Source organism: Streptomyces roseicoloratus (assembly GCF_004117935.1).
In the GTDB taxonomy this organism is placed as follows: Bacteria; Actinomycetota; Actinomycetes; order Streptomycetales; family Streptomycetaceae; genus Streptomyces; species Streptomyces roseicoloratus.
This window is the reverse complement of record NZ_SDOY01000113.1, coordinates 133657-148976: the sequence shown is the minus strand read 5'-3', so window position 1 is coordinate 148976 and position 15320 is coordinate 133657. Positions and strand designations below refer to the sequence as shown.

Annotated in this window: 12 protein-coding genes and 1 pseudogene; 5 read left to right on the top strand and 8 right to left on the bottom strand. The window is 74.4% G+C overall.

Features of this window, described 5'->3' with window-relative positions; translation table 11 throughout:
• Positions 1 to 34: 34 nt before the first annotated feature.
• From ESG85_RS36940 to ESG85_RS14820, 3 genes are all read right to left on the bottom strand, one after another.
• Positions 35 to 1101 (bottom strand): IS630 family transposase gene (locus ESG85_RS36940; RefSeq protein WP_425471196.1). Its coding sequence is split into 2 segments (ribosomal slippage): positions 35 to 655 and positions 658 to 1101, totalling 1065 coding nucleotides; the frame shifts between segments, so codons are not numbered across the junction.
• An 89-nt stretch (positions 1102 to 1190) separates the two neighbouring features.
• Complete coding sequence (locus ESG85_RS14825) at positions 1191 to 2381, bottom strand: acyl-CoA dehydrogenase family protein (protein WP_128979396.1); 1191 nt, start codon at positions 2379 to 2381, stop codon at positions 1191 to 1193.
• Between the two features lie 158 nt (positions 2382 to 2539).
• Complete coding sequence (locus tag ESG85_RS14820) at positions 2540 to 2746, bottom strand: hypothetical protein (RefSeq protein WP_128979394.1); 207 nt, start codon at positions 2744 to 2746, stop codon at positions 2540 to 2542.
• 23 nt (positions 2747 to 2769) lie between these two features.
• Between ESG85_RS14820 and ESG85_RS36935 the strand changes: the two are divergent.
• Both ESG85_RS36935 and ESG85_RS35490 read left to right on the top strand, forming a co-directional pair.
• Positions 2770 to 3060: pseudogene (locus tag ESG85_RS36935) on the top strand (siderophore-interacting protein); the annotation flags it as partial.
• Positions 3061 to 3194: 134 nt separating this feature from the next.
• Positions 3195 to 3428 (top strand): SIP domain-containing protein, encoded by a 234-nt coding sequence (locus ESG85_RS35490; protein WP_219825195.1) that lies wholly within the window; start codon positions 3195 to 3197, stop codon positions 3426 to 3428.
• A 49-nt stretch (positions 3429 to 3477) separates the two neighbouring features.
• Here ESG85_RS35490 and ESG85_RS14810 read toward each other — a convergent pair whose 3' ends face one another.
• Entirely contained in the window at positions 3478 to 4143 is a 666-nt protein-coding gene (locus ESG85_RS14810; protein ID WP_128979392.1) for a hypothetical protein, read from the bottom strand.
• A gap of 25 nt (positions 4144 to 4168) precedes the next feature.
• Positions 4169 to 7744 (bottom strand): AfsR/SARP family transcriptional regulator, encoded by a 3576-nt coding sequence (locus ESG85_RS14805; protein ID WP_128979390.1) that lies wholly within the window; start codon positions 7742 to 7744, stop codon positions 4169 to 4171.
• An 80-nt stretch (positions 7745 to 7824) separates the two neighbouring features.
• On the opposite strand from ESG85_RS14805, the gene ESG85_RS14800 reads away from it, so the two are divergent.
• Both ESG85_RS14800 and ESG85_RS14795 read left to right on the top strand, forming a co-directional pair.
• Entirely contained in the window at positions 7825 to 9930 is a 2106-nt protein-coding gene (locus ESG85_RS14800) for a SpoIIE family protein phosphatase (protein WP_128979388.1), read from the top strand.
• A gap of 204 nt (positions 9931 to 10134) precedes the next feature.
• Positions 10135 to 11145, top strand: a complete 1011-nt coding sequence (locus ESG85_RS14795) for a PHP domain-containing protein (RefSeq protein ID WP_128979386.1) — start codon at positions 10135 to 10137, stop codon at positions 11143 to 11145.
• A 78-nt stretch (positions 11146 to 11223) separates the two neighbouring features.
• Here the strand turns inward: ESG85_RS14795 and ESG85_RS14790 are convergent, their stop codons facing one another.
• Entirely contained in the window at positions 11224 to 12615 is a 1392-nt protein-coding gene (locus ESG85_RS14790) for an NADP-dependent succinic semialdehyde dehydrogenase (RefSeq protein ID WP_128979384.1), read from the bottom strand.
• A 135-nt stretch (positions 12616 to 12750) separates the two neighbouring features.
• Positions 12751 to 13428, bottom strand: a complete 678-nt coding sequence (locus tag ESG85_RS14785; protein ID WP_128979382.1) for a ThuA domain-containing protein — start codon at positions 13426 to 13428, stop codon at positions 12751 to 12753.
• 126 nt (positions 13429 to 13554) lie between these two features.
• Here ESG85_RS14785 and ESG85_RS14780 point away from each other — a divergent pair, with 126 nt between their 5' ends.
• Complete coding sequence (locus ESG85_RS14780) at positions 13555 to 14370, top strand: DUF3626 domain-containing protein (protein WP_128979380.1); 816 nt, start codon at positions 13555 to 13557, stop codon at positions 14368 to 14370.
• An 11-nt stretch (positions 14371 to 14381) separates the two neighbouring features.
• Here the strand turns inward: ESG85_RS14780 and ESG85_RS14775 are convergent, their stop codons facing one another.
• Positions 14382 to 15011, bottom strand: coding sequence for a TetR/AcrR family transcriptional regulator (locus tag ESG85_RS14775; RefSeq protein ID WP_128979378.1), 630 nt, complete (start codon positions 15009 to 15011; stop codon positions 14382 to 14384).
• Positions 15012 to 15320: the final 309 nt, after the last annotated feature.

Genomic DNA, 15320 nt, shown 5'->3' with positions numbered 1-15320 from the left:
TACTGAGGTTGAACTCGTGGTGTCGTGCTGCTGATCAGGCGGGCCTGATGACCAGACCGGTCTCGGCGAGGCAGCCGTCTATGAGGTGGCTGCGGTACTGGATGTGCCGTAGGCCGCGTCGGATGCGTTGGACGAGGTGTTCGGGGGTACTGAAGGCGACGTTGGAGAGCCAGCCGCGCCGTAGCAGTGACCAGATCCCTTCGACGGGGTTGAGGTCGGGTGCGTAAGGCGGCAGGTAGTGGATGGTCAGCCAGTCCTGGGCTGCCGCCCATTCCCGCAGGTCGGCGGCTTTGTGGACGTTGAGGTTGTCCCAGACGAGCACGATCGGGCCGCCGAGCTGCTGGTGGGCGGCGATCAGCAGGTCTCGGTAGTCGCGCCAGGAGAAGCTCTTGCGTCCGTCGCGTCGGCCGTCGTCCCGGCGGGGCCGGTAGATCAGCCGGGACCGGTGCCCGGGTTTGTAGCAGGTCAGCGCGGCGATCGATACTCGTCTACGGGACCGGCCGCGGACCCGCACCACCGGGGTCCGGCCGCGCTGGGACCAGGTCTTCGCATGCGGCGGCGTCATGGAGAATCCGGCTTCGTCCTCGAAGACGAGCCAGGCTCCGCGCGCCGCCGCGAGTCTTCCGCGCAGGGCCACACCTCCTTGACCCATCCGGCCACCGCCGCGTCGTCCCGCTCCATCGCGCGTCGGGCCGGCACCTGACAGGACCAGCCGTTACGCACCAGCAGCTTGCGCACACCCTGAATCGTGTAGGTCAGGTGGAAACGCCTGCCGATCACCGTCTTGACCCGCGCCAGCGTCCACCGCTGGTCCTCCCAGCCATGCGAGGCTGGCCCCTTGGCAAGCTCCGCCTCCAGCTGAGCGAACTGCTTCTCGCTTAGCCTCGGCAGCGACGCCGGCCCCTGCGACCGCAGAGCCCGCGGACCGCCCTCATCCCACGTCCGCCGCCACCGCTGCACAGAGCGGACGCTGACCCGCAGGTCCTTGGCGATCACCGCACTCGCCTCGCCCTGGGCGAACCGCTCTGCGGCCTTGAGCCGTAACCCCTCGCGGAACTGCTGCCGTTCGGCGGTCAGCCCGCCCCCTTGTGGATACCGCATGCCTCCGGTGATACCGCAGCAGACGACCAGCCGTCAGCCCCTGCGACACCACGAGTTCAGCCTCAGTAAAAAGCCTCTTCACAAACCCGTCAGCGGCGGACCCTCGGCATGCCGAGGCCGATCCAGGAGATGATCTCGCGCTGGATCTCGTTGTTGCCGCCGCCGAAGGTGAAGATGACGGCCGAGCGGTAGCCGCGTTCGAGTTCGCCGTGGAGGACGGCGCCGGCGGAGCCCTCCTTGAGGGCGCCCGACGAGCCGGTGATCTCCATCAGCCAGGCGTAGGCGTCGCGGCGGGCCTCGGAGCCGTAGACCTTGACGGCGGACGCGTCCTGAGGAGTGAGGGTGCCGTTCTGGACGGCGTTCACCATCTGCCAGTTGAGCAGTTTCATCGCGTCCAGACGGGTGTGCGTCCGGGCCAGCGTGCGGCGGACCCAGGCGAGGTCGAGGACGCGGCGGCCGTCGGCCAGCTTGGTGTCGGCCGCCCAGCGCTGGACGTCGTGGAGCGCGCGGATGGCCATGGTGCCGTGGGCGGCCAGGGTGACGCGCTCGTGGTTGAGCTGGTTGGTGATCAGCCGCCAGCCCTTGTTCTCCTCGCCGACCCGGCGCGAACAGGGCACGCGGATGTTCTCGTAGTAGCTCGCCGTCGTGTCGTGCGAGGCGAGGGTGTTGATGAGCGTGCACGAGTAGCCGGGGTCCGTGGTCGGCACCAGGAGCATGGTGATGCCCTTGTGCGGCGGTGCGGCCGGGTCGGTGCGGACGGCGAGCCACACCCAGTCCGCCGTGTCGCCGTTGGTCGTCCAGATCTTCTGGCCGTTGACGGTGTAGTGGCCCGTGGTCTCGTCGCCCTCGCGGACCGCGCGGGTCTTCAGGGCCGCGAGGTCGGTGCCGGCGTCGGGCTCGCTGTAGCCGATCGCGAAGTCGATCTCGCCGGAGAGGATCTTCGGCAGGAAGTACGCCTTCTGCTCGTCGGTGCCGAACCGCATGATCGTCGGGCCGACGGTGTTCAGCGCCATCAGCGGCAGCGGGACGCCCGCCTGGGCGGCCTCGTCGAAGAAGATGAACTGCTCCATGGGCGTCAGCCCGCGCCCGCCGTACTCCGTCGGCCAGCCGACGCCCAGCCAGCCGTCGGTGCCGAGACGGCGCACCGTCTCCCGGTAGAAGCGCTTCTGGGCGGCCGGCTCGGCGTAGCGGGAGTGGACGTCCCCGGGAACCAGCTCGGCGAAGTAGGCACGCAGCTCGGCGCGCAGGCGGTGCTGGGCGGGCGTGTACTCGAGGTGCATGGCGTCTCCCGTGGCTCGGTGCTCCGCGCGGTGGGGCGCCACGGTAGAACGCGTTCCATAAATGCGGAAGGCCCGTGCGAGGGCCTTCGGCGCGGACGGGGATGTGACGAGTGCGGGCGGCCGCCGGGTCGGGGGCCGCCCGCGGTGCTCCCGACCGGTCAGGGGAGCAGTTCGTCGAGTGAGGCCCGCCCCTTCTCCGCCATGCGGCGCTCCGCCCAGGCCAGGTTCTTCGGAGTCAGGTCACGGCCCGAGGCGAGGCACACGTCCTCGGCCGAGAACTCCCCCTCCGATCCGGAATGCAGCAGCCTGTCGGGCGTCGGGGTGTCCCCCGCCCCCCGGGACGTCTTTTCGGTGTCACCGTTCATGTGCCGCCTCCTCGTGTCTGCGGGTGGCACTCGCCATTCTCGTGTCCGGCTCCCCGTCCCGCATCCGGGCGACGCCGGCGCCGGTCGGAACCGTCCTCGGGGCGGGCCGTGGCCGCGTCGGCGACGCGCTCGCCCGGCCCGACGCCCAGGTGGAGCTGTTCTTCCCCCGTCCCGGACAGACCGAGCCCGAGCTGCCCGCCCCGGAGCCGGACGGCGACGTGATGTGGTGGTACGCGGGTACGGCGCGATCCCGGAGGCGCGAGGGCCCTGGATCGCGACGGCCCTGGATACGGAGCTACACGCTCCGGGCGCACGACCGGGCCGCCGGCACCGTGGACGTCGACTTCCCCCTGCACGGCGGCGCCGGGGGTGCCCGGGAGAGGCCCGCGACGCGGGGGCCCGGGGCCCTGACCGTGCACTGGCTGCACGCGTCCGGCGGCTGTCCCTCGTGGACGCGGTACGGGCGGCCAGGGACCTTCCGAAGGGCGAGCCGTACGCCTGGCCGGCCGGCGAGACGGGGGCCGTACGGGAGCCGCGCCGCCACCTGGTCGAGGAGCGCGGTGTCGGCCGCCGGTCGATCGACTTCGCCTGCCACTGGCGTCACCGCCTCACCCAGGACGACGCCCCGACGCCGGAGGACCTGGCGGAGGCCCGGGAGCGGCCGGCGTCGCGGGAGGCGTAGGCCGAGGGGACACCAGGAGGCCGAGGGGGGCGTCGGCAGCGGGAGGGCGTCAGCAGGCCTTCCGCGCGGCTTCCTCGAACGCTTCCCTCGTCATCACGCCGCCAAGCGTCAGAACCCGGCCGGCCGGGACCCGTGCGAGCCGATCGGCGTCGAACCACACCGTACCGGCGTACTCATAGGAGTCATCGGGGTCGCCGAACCTGAGGTCGTACCGGTACCCCGGCTGCAGGCTCTGTGGTCCCCGGGTCTCGGCCGGCCAGTGGGCGGGCGGGGAGAAGAGGGGGAAGTCCGCGGCCTTGTGCATGCCTGACGACTCCCAGCCGATCCAGTCGTTCCCGGTGTCGTTCCCGTTGTCGTTCTCGGTGTCGTTCCCGTTGTCGTTCCGGGTGTCGTCCTCGGTGCCGGAGGCCTCGGGTCGCGTGCCGTCCTCCGTTTCCGTGGTGCGCACGGCGACGCCGTGCAGCCACGGTGCCCGCACCCTGCCGTCCTCGTCGCACGAGCGCAGCAGCGCCTGCGGGACGCCCCGCCCGTCCACGTACACCGCCGCCAGCGGACGCTCGATCGGCGAGCACGCCGTCGTCGTGAGCACGACAGCGCCGCTCAGCGTCAGACCGATGCACCGCCCCGGCGTCCGTCTCCGGCCCCTCACGACCCGCCGCCCCCTCTCGTTCCTCGTATGTCTCCCCACCTGTGCTCGGCGCGCAGTCTCGCACATGGCCGTTCCTGTGATCCCGGCGCGCTCAGCCCCGTACGAGCGCCGCCGCCTCGTGCGGCGTGAGGGCACGGCCCCGCTCGTAGTGGGTGCCGAAGGTCCGCGGGTCCAGAGCGGCGCGGACGGCTTCTTCGGCGCGGGCGCGTACGGCGGCCTCGGTGTGGGGGGTGAGCGGGCGGATGCCCGCGCCGGCCGGGCCGCCGCGGTGGGCGTCGTACGCGCCGAGCAGGCGCGCGCCCTCCTCGGCGGCGCCGGAGCCGGCCCGGGCCCACGCGGCGGTGGCGAACTGGGTGACGACGAGGTAGGGCGCGACCAGGAAGGCCAGGGTCTCCATCTCCCGTACGCCGCGCGCCAGTCGGGCGCCGGCCGCCTCGAACGCGCCGTCCAGGCAGTCGAGCCAGCCGCCGAGTCCGTCGAGCATGCCGAGGAAGAGCCCCGGGGTCAGCTCGCTGAAGTCCGCCTGCATGAGGTGGAGTTGTTCGCGGGCGAGTGCGGTCCTTCCGGTGTTGCCGTAGTGCTGGGCCAGCAGCAGGCGGGCGGTGCTCACGGCCTCGACGCCCGTCGCGCCGGACTCCTCGGCCGCCTCTTCCAGCATCCGCTCGGCGTCCGCCCGCTTCGCCGGGTCCTCCGCCACCTCGGGGGTGCGGAGGCGGACCGCGGCCAGCAGCGCCTTGAACACCGGGACCTGGGAGCGGGCCCCGAGGCGGGCGACGGCGTCCATGGCCCGCGCGAAGTCGGCCGCGGCCTCGGCGGTGCGGCCGGCCCGCTCGTAGGTCTCGCCGCGCGCCGCCAGGGCCTCGGCGATGCCCCACGAGTCCCCCGTCGCCTCGAAGCGCGCGAGCACCTCCTCCGCGTCCCGTTCCTGGCCGCCGAGCAGCCTGGCGCGCAGCAGCAGCGCGAAGGCGAGGTCCCAGCCGTCGCCGTGCTCGCGCGTGGCGGCGACCAGGGCGGCCAGGGTCTCGTCGAGGTCGGCGAACCGTCCCGTCATCAGCCGGGCGAAGAACCACATGGTCCCGGGATGGCGGCAGTTCTGCGGGAGACCGGGGCGGTACGCGGAGACGACGGCCTCCAGCACGGCCCTGGTCCCGTCCTGCTCCGCGGCGGTGGCCCCGCCGCCGCCCTCGGTCGCCAGCGCGAGCAGCCGGCCGCCGCGCCGCGCCTCCCACAACCGCTCCCCCGACCACGGCGGCGGCACGTCGCCGCACCGCCCCTCGAACGGCCCGGCGGCCCGTACGGGCTCCGCGAACGGATCGGGCCCGAGCACCATCGCCGCCCGCGTCCAGGTGAGGGCGTCGTGCTGGTGGTTGCGCAGCTGCCAGAACCAGCTCATGGCGTGGACCAGACACAGCGCGTCCTGCTCGGACCGGAGGCGTACGGCGGTCCGCAGCGCGCCGCGCACGTTGTCGTGCTCGGCCTCCAGGCGGAGCATGGCGAACTCCTGCCGCGGGCCGCGGAGTTCCGGATCGGTGCGCCGGGCGACCTCACGGTAGTGGGTGAGGTGGCGCCGCTCGGTGGCCTCGCGGTCCCCGGCCTCGTCGAGCCGTCGTCCGGCGTACTCGGCGACGGTCTCCAGGAGGCGGTAGCGCATCCCCGGTCCGCTTCCGGGCCCCGCCCCGGCGCCGCCACCCGGGGCGGCGACGACGAGCGACTTGTCGACGAGGGAGCCGAGCAGGTCGAGCACGTCGTCGGGCGAGGGCCCGGTCGGGCCGGCGCCCTCGGCCGCCCCGGGTGACGCGACCGCAGCGCCCGGAGTGTCCCGCGCAGCGCCCGGCACGCCCCGCGCGCCGTCCGGCTCGGCGCAGACCGCCTCCGCCGCCTCCAGGTCGCAGCCGCCGCGGAACACCGAGAGGCGGCGGAGCACGGTGCGCTCGTCCTCGTCCAGGAGGTCCCAGGACCAGTCGACGACCGCGCGCAGGGTCTGCTGGCGCGGCAGCACGGTGCGGGCGCCGGAGGTGAGGAGGCGGAAGCGGTCGTCGAGGCGGTCGGCGATCTGCCGGGCCGTGAGCAACCGGAGCCGTGCCGCGGCGAGTTCGATCGCCAGCGGCAGGCCGTCGAGTCGGCGCACGATCTCGGCCGCCGCCTCCGGGTCTTCCGCGACGTCGAAACCGGGCCGCGCGGCGGCGCCGCGCTCGCCGAGCAGGCGGACCGCCGGCGCGTCGGCCAGCGGGTCCAGCGGGCACAGCGCCTCGCCCGGCACGCCCAGCGGCTCCCGGCTCGTCGCGAGCACGGTCACACCGGGACAGCGGGCCAGCAGGGCCGCCGTCAACCCGGCCGCCGCGCCCACCACGTGCTCGCAGTTGTCGAGCACGAGCAGCATCCGACGGCGGGCGCAGTGCTCGACGAGGACGGAGAGCGGGTCGCGCGACCCGGCGTCCGGGAGCGCGGATCCGCTCCAGACCGCGGTCTCGCGGGCCTCCACGGCGGTGAGGACAGCGGCGGCGACGTCCGACTCCTCACGCACGGCGGCGAGTTCGGCGACACGCACCTCCTCGCCCCGGGCCGCATCACCTCGGCCGCCTCCCGCCCGCACCGATGCGACCTCCAGGGCGAGTCGGGTCTTGCCGACGCCTCCGGGTCCGGTCAGGGTGACGAGCCGCGTGTCCTCGGCCGTCAACCACTGCTCCAGATCGCGCAGTTCGGTCTCACGGCCCAGGAAGGAGGTCGGCGGTGCGGCCACCGGGCGCCAGGCCGGGGCAGCGCGCTCATCCGCCGCCTTCCCTTCCAGCAACTCCTCGTACAGCGTCTTGAGTTCGGGTCCGGGTTCGGTGCCGAGGCGGTCGGCCAGCGCGCGGCGCACCGTCTCGTACGCCTCCAGGGCCTCGGCGGGCCGCCCGGCGGCGCGCAGGGCGCGTAGGCGCAGGGCGTGCAGGGGTTCGTCGAGCGGGTGCTCGGCGGTGAGGGCGGCGAGCGGGGCGAGGGCGTCCTGGGCGCGGCCGAGGGCGATATCGGCCGCGAGCCGGTCGCGGCGGGCGCGGTCGCGGCGCGCCTCGGCCCGTACGGCGAGCGGGTCGGTCCCGTGTCCGGGGAGGTCGGCGAGGGCGGGGCCGTGCCAGAGGCCGAGGGCCTCGTCGAGGAGGGCCGCGGCGGGTCCGGGGCGGCCGGCGTCCAGCTCCCGTACCCCTTCGTCGGCGAGCCGTTCGAAGCGGAACACGTCGATGTCCTCGGGTCCCGCGGCCAGTCGGTAGCCGCCGGGCGCGGAGGCGACGGCGTCACGGCCGAGCGCGCGGCGCAACCGGCCCACCAGGGCCTGGAGTGCCTCGACCCGGTCCTCGTCGGCGTCGTCGGCCCACACCTGGGCGATCAGGGCGTCGGTGCGGACGGTGCGGCCGCCCGCGGCGGCGAGTGCGGTGAGCAGGGCGCGCAGTCGGGCGCCGTTCAGCGCCGCCCGGCCGCCGTCGCCACGGCGTGCCCGGGCGGGACCGAGGACACGGTACGGCGGGGAGGCCTGCTGGTCCGGGGCGGCCTGCTGGTCCGAAGAGGCCCGCTGGTCCGGGGAAGGCGGCTGGGGCGACGACCACGGCTCGGGTGACGACGGAGGCCGGGTCGATGACGGGGGCTCGGGGAACGACGGAGGCCGGGGCGAGGTCGGAGGCGGGGACTGCACCGGCCCATTCTGCCGAATCCACCCGTGTGGCGGTGTCCGCGCCATGGCGTGCGCGGGGTGCCGGTTCGACAATGGAGGGGATGACCGATGACGAGCGGAGCACGCGCGGCGGCGAGATCGGGCCGACCGAGCGCCTCGCCATGAACCGTACCGGCAGTTTCGACTGGGACCTCGACACGGGCACCATCGATGTCGACGACGCGGGACTGCTGGTCTTCGGTGTTTCCCCGCACGAGTTCGACGGGCGCCCCACGACGCTCGTGCGCGGGCTCGACCCGGCGGAGCGGTTGCGACTGGAACAGGTGATCCGCGACGCCATCACCGGCGGCAGGTCCTCGTACACGGCGCACGTCCGGCTGGAGCAGCCGGACGGTACACCCCAATGGACGCACGTGCAGGCGCGGATCCTGCGCCGGGGCGGCGGGATGGCGCACCGGATCGTGGGGATCGTGCGGGACGCGACGGCGGAGGTGACGCACTCGGCGTTCGTCCTGGACCTGGAGAAGCGCCGCGAGGTGCAGACCACCATCGTCGAGCGGACCACCCACGCGCTGTCGCGGGCGGTGACCGTGGACGACGTGACGGCCGCGCTGACCGGGCCCGGCGGGCTCGCGCGGCTCGGCGCGGAGGGACTGGCGCTCGGCCTGGTGGAGCACGGCTCGCTCAACATCATCGCGCTGAGCGGCGAGTCGCTCGAGGCCTTCGACGACTTCCGCACCCGGCGGCTCGACCAGGGGCTGCCGCTGGCGGAGGCGGTGCTGAGCGGGCGACCGCGGTTCGTGCCCTCGTTCGCGACGCTGGGACAGGACTTCCCGGAGCTCGCACCGTACGTGACCCGGATGCCGTTCCGCTCGGCCTGCTACCTGCCGCTGGTGGCGCAGGCCCGCACCCTGGGCGGCATGGCGCTGTTCTACCGGCGCCGCAGCAACTTCAACGCCGACGAACGCAATCTGCTGCTCGGACTCGCGGCGATCGTGTCGCAGTCGCTGCAGCGGGCGATCCTCTTCGACGAGGAGCGGGAGCTGGCGACCGGGCTCCAGGCGACGATGCTGCCGCGCCGGATCCCGCAGATCGCCGGCGGGGAGATCGCCGTGCGGTACCACGCGGCGTGGAGCGGGCGGCAGGTCGGCGGCGACTGGTACGACGTGATCCCGCTGCCGCGCGGCCGGGTCGGGGTGGTCGTGGGCGACGTGCAGGGCCACGACACCCACGCCGCCGCGATCATGGGCCAGCTGCGGATCGCGCTGCGGGCGTACGCGGGCGAGGGCCACGCGCCGTCCACGGTCCTGGCCCGGGCCTCCCGCTTCCTCGCCGAGCTGGACACCAACCGCTTCGCGACCTGCACGTACGCGCAGGTGGACCTGGTCGGCGGCACGGTCCGCGGCGTCCGGGCGGGCCACCTGGGGCCGCTGATCCGCCACACGGACGGCCGGGTGGGCCGGCCGAAGCTGCGGGGCGGGCTGCCGCTCGGGCTCGCGACGGTGTTCGGCGACGAGGAGTTCCCGGAAACCCGGCTCGACCTGGTGCCGGGCGAGACGCTCGTGCTGTGCACGGACGGCCTGGTCGAGCAGCCCGGAACGGACATCGAGGCGGGTTTCGCGGCACTCGCCGAAGCCGTGAGCAGCGGCCCGCCGCAGGCGGAGGCGCTGGCCGACCACCTCTCGGAGCGGCTGTGGGAACGCTGGGGCTCCGGCGACGACGTCGCGCTGCTCGTACTGCGCCGCAGCCCGGACCCGGGCACGCCGAAGGCGCCCCGCATCCACCAGTACATCCACCAGGCCGACCCGCAGGGCCTGTCGGACGCGCGGGCCGCGGTGGGCCAGGCCCTGGTCGACTGGGGCATGTCCGAACTCGCGGACGACGCGGAGCTGTTGACGGGCGAGCTGCTCGTCAACGTGCTGCTGCACACCGAGGGCGGCGCGGTGCTCACCCTGGAGGTGCTGCCCGAGCCGGTACGGCGGGTCCGGCTCTCGGTGCAGGACCGGTCGAGCGCGTGGCCGCGGCGGCGCACACCGGGCGAGGCGGCGACCTCGGGCCGCGGACTGCTCCTGATGGACGCCATCGCCTCGCGGTGGGGCGTGGAACCGCGCGGCGAGGGCAAGGCGGTGTGGTGCGAGATCGGACCACCGCCCTCGGACCTCCCGGCGCCGAACGCCGGCTCGGCTTCGGCCCCGACGCCGAACTGACGGACGGACGGGTGGGCGGGCATACGGAGGCGGGCGGGTGAGCGGACGGAAGCGGTGACGGACGGGTGGGCGGGCCTACGGAGGCGGGCGGGTGAGCGGACGGAAGCGGTGACGGACGGGCCGGCCCACGGACGGACCGACCGATGGACGGGCCGGCCCACGAACGGGCAGAGGACCGGCAGGTTTACGAAAGGTGGTGCGGCGATGGATCCCGTGGCGGCGCTGGAGCGGATCGCGTTCCTGCTGGAGCGCTCGCAGGCCCCCACGTACCGCGTCCGCGCCTTCCGTACGGCGGCCGCGGCCGTGACCGCGCTCGGCGCGGAGGAGGTGGCGCGGCGCACGGCCGCCGGCACCCTGGAGGCGGTGAAGGGCATCGGCCCGAAGACGGCGGCCGTGGTGCGCGAGGCGCTGGCGGGGCGGGTGCCGGAGTATCTGGAGCACCTGGAGCGGGAGATCCCGGTCCCCGAGGCGGACGGCGGCGAGGAGCTGCGGGCGGCGCTGCGCGGCGACTGCCACGTGCACTCGGACTGGTCCGACGGCGGCAGCACCATCGAGGACATGGGGCGCACGGCGGCCGGGCTCGGTCACGAGTGGACGGTCCTGACCGACCATTCGCCGAGTCTGAAGGTGGCGCGCGGCCTCTCGCCGGAACGTCTGCGGGAGCAACTGGACGTCGTGGCACGGCTGAACGAGGAGTGGGCGCCGTTCCGGCTGCTCACCGGGATCGAGTGCGACATCCTGGAGGACGGCTCCCTCGACCAGGAACCCGAGCTCCTCGACCGGCTGGACGTGGTGGTCGGCTCGGTGCACTCGAAGCTGCGGATGGACGCGCGGGCGATGACCCGGCGGATGGAGCGCGCGGTGCGCAATCCGCTGATGGACGTGCTCGGTCACTGCACGGGCCGGCTGGTGAGCGGCGGACGGCTGCGCCCCGAGTCGGAGTTCGACGCGGAGCGGGTGTTCGCGGCCTGTGCGGAGTCGGGTACGGCGGTGGAGATCAACAGCCGGCCGGAGCGGCGCGATCCGCCGCGCAGGCTGCTGCGGCAGGCGGTGGCCGCGGGCGTGTACTTCGCGGTGGACACGGACGCCCACGCGCCCGGCCAGCTGGAGTGGCAGATCTTCGGCTGCGCGCGGGCGGAGGAGTGCGGCGTGCCTGCCGACCGGGTGATCAACACCTGGCCGGCGGACGAACTCCTCGCCTGGACGCGGGCCTGAGCTCCGGGTCGGCCTGAGCTTCGGGCCCGGCGGCCGAGGACGGGCCCGGGAACGGGCGGGTCCGGGCGGGTCCCGGTCTCAGGCGCGCTGCCAGACCGTGGTGGCGTTGCAGAACTCGCGGATGCCGTGGCCGGAGAGCTCGCGGCCGTAGCCCGAGCGCTTCACGCCGCCGAACGGCAGCGCGGGGTGGGAGGCGGTCATGCCGTTGACGAAGACGCCGCCCGCCTCCAGGTCCCGGACGAAGAAGGCGACGTCCTCGTCCCGACGGGTCCAGACGTTCGAACTCAGGCCGAACGGCGAGTCGTTGGCGACGGCGATGGCCTCCTCGATGTCGCCGACCGGGTACAGGGTCGCGACGGGCCCGAAGGTCTCCTCGCGGTGCACGCGCATCTGCGGCGTGATGCCGGTGAGCACGGTGGGACGGTAGAACCAGCCGCGGGGCAGCTCGGACGGGCGGCTGCCGCCGCACAGGGCGGTGGCGCCCTTGGCCATGGCGTCGTCGACGAGCTCCTCCAGGTCGGCGCGGCCCTGCTCGGTGGCGAGCGGTCCGACGTCGGTGTCGTCGTCCAGGGGGTCGCCGACGGTGAGGGCGTTCATGGCGGCGGTGAAGCGCTCGGCGAAGTCGTCGTAGACGTCCTGGTGGACGATGAAGCGCTTGGCGGCGATGCAGGACTGGCCGTTGTTCTGCACGCGGGCGGTGACGGCGGTCTTCACGGCCCGGGGCAGGTCGGCGGAGGGCATGACGATGTACGGGTCGCTGCCGCCCAGCTCCAGGACGGTCTTCTTGACCTCGTCGCCGGCGATCGCGGCGACCGAGCGGCCGGCTCCTTCGCTGCCGGTGAGGGTCGCGGCGGCGATCCGGGGGTCGCGCAGGACGCCCTCGACGGCGCCGGAACCGATGAGGAGCGTCTGGAAGCAGCCTGCCGGGAATCCGGCGCGGCGGAACAGGTCTCCGAGGTAGAGGGCGGTCTGCGGCACGTTGGAGGCGTGCTTGAGGAGTCCGGTGTTGCCGGCCATCAGCGCGGGGGCGGCGAAGCGGATCACCTGCCACAGCGGGAAGTTCCACGGCATGACGGCGAGGACCGGGCCGAGCGGACGGTAGTGGACGCGGGCGAGGTCGGCGCCGGAGTCCTGGACGTCGTGCTCGGTGGGGTGCTCGTCGGCCAGCAGTGCCTCGGCGTGCTCGGCGTACCAGCGCATGGCCTTGGCGCACTTGGCCGCCTCGGCGCGGGCGGCGACGATCGGCTTGCCCATCTCGGTGGTCATCGTGCGGGCGATGTCCTCGGCGTCCTCGTCGAGGAGGGCCGCGGCGGCCTTCATGAGCCGGGCGCGCTCGGCGAAGGACGTGGTGCGGTACTGGCGGAAGGCCTCGTGGGCGGCGTCGACGCGCCGCTCGACCTCGGCGGGGCCGTGGCCCTCGTACGTTCGCAGTGTCTCGCCGGTCGCCGGGTTCACGGTGGCGATTGCCATGTCGTCTCCTCCTGACCTGGAGCCCCGGTCCGCAGGCTCCCCCACGGTCAACCTTCCGCCGCGGGGCGCGGCCCGCAAATCGGGGCGGGGCGGCGGGGTGACGGCGAACGGCACACCACACCGCCCGGCGGCCGGTCAGAAGCCGGTCACCCACTGGAGCGCGCCCGCCAGGTGGGCGCGGAAGACGGGGTCGGCGTACGCCTCGGTGGCGTGGCCGAGGGCGGTGAACAGGACCCGGCCGCGGTCGGGCGCGGCCTCCCGGCACCAGACCAGGGGATGGTCGGCGCCGAGGGTGCCGCCCTGGTAGCCGGCCTCGTCGGCGCGGGCGAGGACGTGGACGCCGGAGGCCCGGGGATGGGTGGCGTACTCGTACCACTCGTCCGTCCAGGACCAGCGTGCGGGCAGCGGGGCGGTGGCCGGGTGGGCGGGGTCGTCGACGCACACGGTGCCGGGCTGGAGCGGCGGGTGACCGGCGAAGCGGGTGCCGAGGAGTTCGCCGTAGAAGGGCCAGTCGGGCTCGGCGTTGGCGGCGGCGTGGACGGCGAGGAGACCGCCGCCGCGCCGCACGTACGCCTCGAAGGCGGCGCGGCCCGCGTCGGTGAGGACGGTCCCGGTGGTGGAGAGGAGCACGACGGCGGCACACCGGTCCAGCCGGTCCGGCGCGAACGCGGCGGGGTCCTCGGTGGTCTCGGCGGTGAGCCCGGCCGCGACGGCGAGTCCGGCGAGCGCGGCGGCCCCGGCGGGTATCGAGTCGTGGCGGTATCCGGCGGTACGGGTGAAGACGAGGACGTCCCTCCCCTTGCTGCTGCGCACGTGCCGCCACTCCCCTGCCGTCGGTGTCCCCGAGTCCAAGCGCCGCCGTCAGCAAGCGCTTTCTGCACTGACCGTAGCGAGCGAAAACCGGCTGCCGCAAGGTCCCGACCTGCGTCAGACTGCGCCATGGATCTCTTGCCCCGGCCCCGCCGCGCCCTCGCCCACGTCTCCGCCCGCGCCACGGGCGGCCCGGTCGACCCCAGCCTTCGCGTGACCCTCAACTTCCATCCCACCTTCCTCGACCGGCTCGCCGAGGACGGGGTCTACCGCTCGCAGTTCGTCACCGGCACCGGCAACGGCGGGCTCACCGCGCGCCCCGGCGGCGACCGCTGGCGCTGGGAGAGCCGGATCTTCGGCGGCGCCTACGACGACGCCCCGCCGCACGAGCGGCCGGTGTACGGGGCGCTGGACCACCGCCGCAGGCCGTACGGGGCCGCGCCCCGGTTCGGCTCCGCCCACCTGCGGCTCACGCCCGCCACCCTCGCCCGTACGACCTTCTGCTATCCGGACAGCTTCCTGGAGCCCGAGCACTTCGGCGTCGCGGAGCGGGCGGCCGCACTGATCGAGCTCGCCCTCGCCGACGGCCAGGACGCGCTCGACGACTACGTCGAGGCGCAGGTGCACGGGCGGGTCGAGATCGGCGCGGACGTGGAGGCGCTGGTGCTCGACCCCTCGTTCCGCGGCACGGAGGTGGAGGCCGCCGCCCGCAGGCTGCCCTGCGCCGTGGAGTGGCACGCCGGCTTCCGGCTTTCCGTCGCCGAGCTGCGGCGGCATCCCGACTTCCGGGGACCGCGGTACGTGGAGCTGGGCGCCGCGCTGGCCGTGGACGGGTGGCTGGACCCGCGGATCGTGCAGGAGGCGGCCGAGTCGGGGCGGCACGACCGGCAGGACGTGAAGCGCGTCTGGCACCTGCTGGCCAGGTTCGGGGCTCCGCGGGTGTGAGCCGACCGGTCCTACCGCTCGTCGGGACGGGGGGCGGCGGGCCGGGTCACGGACTCCAGCAGCGGCGCCAGGAAGGCGCCTTCCAGGGTTCCTGGCGGGAGCTCGGAGGGTTCGACGTAGCTCTGCGCGAGGCCGCCTTCGCGCAGGGCGACGATCAGCCGGGCGAACCGGTCGGCGTCCACGGTGAGTTCGCGTCCGGCCCGGCTCAGCACCCGTTCGAGGCCCCGGGCGATCTCCGCCCGGAGTCGGGCGTCGTGCCGGGCGAGCACCCACGCCGCCTGCCGGTCGCGGATGGCGTGGAGGGTGAACTCCGTGCTGACCAGGTACCAGTCGCGCTCGTCCGGCTCGACCCGCGAGGCGAGTCGGGCGAGCCGCTCCGGCGTGTGGTCCTCGGGCCCGAGCGCGTCGATCGCCTCGGCGAGGCGCCGCACGATCCGGTCGCCGTGCTCGTCGAAGAGCGCGAGGAAGAGCTCTTCCTTGCTCGCGAAGTTCGAGTAGTACGCGCCGCGCGTGAAGCCTGCGCGCTCGCAGATCTGCTCGATCGACGTGGCGTGGAACCCGTGCTCGGCGAAGGTCTCCAGGGCCGCCCGCAGGAGGGCCGCGCGGGTACGGGAACGGCTCTGGGCGACACCTTTGGACACGGGTGGGTTCCTCCTGCTGCGCGGTCGTGGTCATGGGCGTGGGCGTGGTCATGGGCGTGCTCGTGCGCGTGAACCGTGGCCGGGGCCGCGGGTCAGGGCCGTGGCCGCGGGCCGGGGCCGTGGCCGGGTGCGGTGCCGGGTGGGGGCGGTGGTGTCTCCCGGTCGGCGCGTCCGGGTCGGCGCGCCGTCCGGTCGCGGCGTGCGGGCCCGACGGGCCCGGTCCGACCCCTCCCCCGGCCCGGCCGGCCGCCCACGATACCGGCGCCCCGCGCCCCCATCCGGCCGGGTTCCACCGCCCCCGCGTCGTCC